Origin of the sequence: Sphingorhabdus sp. (assembly GCF_023910635.1) — a bacterium.
Taxonomy (GTDB): Bacteria; Pseudomonadota; Alphaproteobacteria; order Sphingomonadales; family Sphingomonadaceae; genus Sphingorhabdus_B.
The window spans coordinates 1-4,207 of the sequence record NZ_JAAVVZ010000050.1 but is presented as its reverse complement, the minus strand read 5'-3'; the positions used below and the strand labels follow the sequence as shown (position 1 = coordinate 4,207).

Annotated in this window: 3 protein-coding genes; 1 reads left to right on the top strand and 2 read right to left on the bottom strand. The window is 52.6% G+C overall.

Going from position 1 to position 4,207, the window contains the following annotated elements; genetic code table 11:
* Positions 1-137: 137 nt before the first annotated feature.
* Together HEQ34_RS13880 and HEQ34_RS13875 are read right to left on the bottom strand one after the other, a co-directional pair.
* Entirely contained in the window at positions 138-1,076 is a 939-nt protein-coding gene (locus HEQ34_RS13880; protein ID WP_296201482.1) for a BsuBI/PstI family type II restriction endonuclease, read from the bottom strand.
* The gene (locus tag HEQ34_RS13875; RefSeq protein WP_296201480.1) at positions 1,076-2,563 is read right to left on the bottom strand and encodes an Eco57I restriction-modification methylase domain-containing protein; all 1,488 of its coding nucleotides are present in this window, start codon (positions 2,561-2,563) and stop codon (positions 1,076-1,078) included. Before HEQ34_RS13875 ends, HEQ34_RS13880 begins: the two co-directional genes overlap by 1 nt.
* Before the next feature lie 403 nt (positions 2,564-2,966).
* On the opposite strand from HEQ34_RS13875, the gene lepA reads away from it, so the two are divergent.
* Positions 2,967-4,207: translation elongation factor 4 (gene lepA / locus HEQ34_RS13870; protein ID WP_296201478.1), on the top strand; the 1,241-nt coding region annotated here is incomplete at its 3' end.

Here is a 4,207-nt window from a genome sequence, read left to right as displayed (position 1 = left end):
TAAATCAATGTGCCGAGACGTGCAGACGGCTGTTGTCGACGCCCCGTTCAGCCAGAGGGGCAGTTGGCGATGTCGTCAGCGATGGTGGCAGGGCAAATCCTACATTTCAAGGGGGTGTGTGTGTTTATTGACGCCCGCTACTTGTAAGGCCCAAGAAACCGAACGCCATTAAAGTGGATCAGATGGGACGGTGAATCTGCAACCCAAACCTCGGTTTCCCAAGCGATATCGGCGACGTATTTCGACATCACCGTGCGCGTTGGAAACGCGGTAACATAGACAAGCCCGGCGGATGATGCCTCAAACAATTTCATCAGTTCGGCATGACGTTTTGCGTCAACAGGGCCGTGACTGGTAACGGACTCAACCAGTAAAAGCCAATCACGCTCTACGAAGTGCAAAATTACGTCGGGCATTTTACCATGATTATCGATAGATACGCCCAATTGCTGCAATCGCTCAGAGTCGAAATATCCCCATTTTTCGCCAGTATCGCCTGCGTAGATCAAAACGCTGCCGGGTGCGAACCTCTCAGCAAAATCTTCAATGATATCCCGGATAAGTTCACTGTGTACTCCGGCGCTTAGTTGTAAAGAGAACCCTTCACTGACTTTTACCGGTACACGGTGCATTTGCCTTTCACGGGCGTAGCGCTCAGCCAGACTACCTTTTTCCTGCAAATATTCTAGCAAAGCCTCGTCCCAGTTACCCGATCCGTGGCTTTGAACGAGTTTCAATGCTTCTGGTGACAATTGGTAAACGGCGGCGGGACTGTTAACAGGTCGCATCGGCTTATCGGGATTATACAAAACCAACCCAGCGTCTAAAAACTGATGCATAGTTTGTCGTCGAAACGTCTCACGCGAATTCGGAGCGTAGGTGATACCATAGGCATCGCGAACCCAATCCATAATCGGCGTTATGCCCATTAGTGGTGCGGAGGCATCGGTAAAATTCATTTGAGAACTGACATTCGCCAAAGCAAGCAGCGTCAGTGCCGACCTGGAATTGAGCTGTGCTTTTGGGAAACCCAAGGCCGTCAGAATTTTTAGGGCGACTTCAATATTGGTTTCCATCACTCAGCACCCGCTACCTCTATATCAATTTCGTTTTGCGTTGCATCGGGAAACAAGGTGCTCCATTTGCCAAATTCGATCAATCTCTCCCTACTCGGGAAAGGTAAAGACCGAAGATCGGTAGCATTGACTTGCGTGTGCCCGTTAAACTGTCGAAACCAATCATCGACGATTTTGGCGTTCAAATAAACGACCAAACCCCTTGCCAAATCCTCAGGTAATGGCCCTTTGCCGATGTGAATCACATTGAGGTGGTTTTCAAAGCCGATTGATGATGTAGGCAAATCAGCCGGATCAATAAGCGTAGCTACAATTCGACGATTTTCTTCTTTTGAGGAGAAACGCTTTACAGCAACATAGAAACCACGAGGGAACAGCCAACGGCGCGTTTCATCATTTTCTGCGATGGCGTTCGGCTTTTTGAAATTTGGTCGGGGCCAGACCAATTTGCCATCAATAAAGTGGCTGGGATAGAGCAACGGAACACTTCCAGGCAGCGGTTCCATCTGTAAATGCTTTTTCATCCGAAAATCGACAATTGGTCCCGTTGAAACTGAAACACCGACATCCTGTATTCTATTGGAATATATAGATTTAGAACTTAAGCTCGGCTCGACAGATTGACTCGGGATGCGTATAAACTGCTCTATGTCCTTAGTATGGACGATCCGTTCAAAGGAGACGCGGTCTGACGTCAGATCGCTGAAGCTGGCATCCGTAGAACGGGATATGATGACTTCCCCCTGACGAGCACCTTTCTTTAAGCGGATTATAACATTTTCCTGTAAAACATCATCGTCGGCAAATGCCTTATTGCGCGAGTCAAAAAGGTGAATTGATTGGATCGCAGCTCGATCCAAAAGAAATTTGCGAAACGACTTGTAATATGGACCGTTGCAAAAGCTGCGTGGAATGATTGCCACAAGCTCACCGCCATCTTTCAGCATATCGAGAGACAGTGCGACGAAGCCTGAATAAAGGTTGACGGTCTCAATGCCAACGCTTGACATGATCTGTCGAGCAGAAGAGCCGCTACCAATTTTTTTGTACGGAGGATTCAAAATTGCATGAGAGTAAATACGTTCGCTTGAACGAATTTTGGCCGCCGCTTTGGCGATGAAGTCTCCGTCGACTACCTCGGTCGAAATACGTTTATCGCTCTCAAGGCTAGTAAGTCGTGGCTTCAAAATCTCGATCATTTTGGGATCGAGCTCGTAAGCATGAATGGTAAGGTAATCATTAAACTTATGCATACTTTTCCAACGGGTAGCAAAAGCTGTCGAGAGCGAACCTTGTCCGGCGCCAGCGTCCAGCAAAATAACGTCGGAAATGTTTTGCAACTCAAACTGCTCAGCCATGAAAGCCGCGATTGCAGTTGGGGTCATGAACTGGCCAAGCTCTGCCTTGCGTGTTTCGGGAGCCGGTTCGGCTAGCTGAATGGGGCCGTCAGCCCGCTCGTCTAGGGCAAATAAGCTTAGCGCCGCCATGACCGTTTCATACCTCACTCCATAATTATGTCTTTGATTGCGGCGCATGTAAACAGAATTGGAATAAAAACTACGCTTGTTCGCGACTTATAAAATCGGCGCGCGGGCGGGGCTTTCTAAATCCTCCCCGAAACGGGGAGGGGGACCATCCGCAGGATGGGGGAGGGGCACAGGCCGGTTCTCCTAACGCCGAAAGCGTGGGCCATTCTGCGGGTGCCCCTCCACCCCCGCCTTCGGCGGCGGTCCCCCTCCCCCAAAAGGGAGGAATCACCAAGGACGCGATCTTTGCGTATTGCTATGCCGCGTGATGATCACCCCCCATCGCGCACCCCAACCTCCCAAACCCCCTACCGCCTTTCCGCCATGCTTGAAGGCGCGGGGCGGCCCTGCTAGGGGCGGCTGCATGAATGAACTCTCTCTCATCCGCAATTTTTCGATCATCGCCCACATAGATCATGGGAAGTCGACCCTGGCCGACCGGTTGATCCAACAAACCGGCGGGCTCACCGCGCGCGAAATGACGAGCCAAGTCCTTGATAATATGGACATTGAGAAAGAACGCGGCATCACGATTAAGGCGCAGACGGTGCGGCTGGATTACACCGCGAATGACGGCCTTACCTATCAGCTCAACCTGATGGACACCCCCGGCCATGTCGACTTTGCCTATGAAGTCAGCCGCAGCCTCGCCGCATGCGAAGGCGCGTTGCTCGTGGTGGACGCGGCGCAAGGGGTGGAGGCGCAAACGCTCGCCAATGTCTACCAATCCATCGAGCATGACCATGAAATCGTGCCCGTCATCAACAAGATCGACCTTCCCGCGGCAGAGGTGGACAAGGTCAAGGCCGAGATTGAGGAAATCATCGGTCTGCCCGCCGACAATGCCGTCCTGACCAGCGCCAAATCGGGCATCGGCATCGCCGAAGTGCTGGAGGCGGTCGTCACCCGCATTCCCCCGCCAAAGGGCGACCGCAACGCGCCGTTGAAGGCCATGCTCGTCGATTCATGGTATGACCCCTATTTGGGCGTCGTCATCCTGATCCGCGTCATTGATGGCGTCATCAAAAAAGGCCAGGAAATTCAGTTCATGGCCGCCGGCACAAAGCATTTGGTCGACCGCGTCGGATGTATGCGGCCAAAGCTTGAGATACTCCCCGAAATCGCGGCTGGCGAAGTTGGCATCATCACCGCGCAGATTAAGGAAGTCGCCCAAACCCGCGTCGGCGACACCATTACCGATGCCAAGCGCCCCGCCGCCGAAGCGCTCCCCGGCTTTAAAGAAGTGCAGCCCGTGGTGTTCTGCGGCCTGTTCCCAACCGACGCCGCCGACTTTGAAAAGCTGCGCGAAAGCATCAGCAAGCTGCGCCTTAACGACGCATCGTTCAGCTTTGAAACCGAAAGCAGCGCCGCCTTGGGCTTCGGCTTTCGCTGCGGATTCCTTGGGTTGCTCCATTTGGAGATCATTCAGGAACGCCTTACCCGTGAATTTGACCTCGACCTCATCACCACCGCGCCCAGCGTTGTGTATAAGCTGCAACTCAGCCGCAGCAAAACCGAAGACGCGTGTGAGATGGAACTGCACAACCCGTCCGACATGCCCGACGTCAACCGCATCGACGAAATTCAGGAGCCGTGGATACAGGC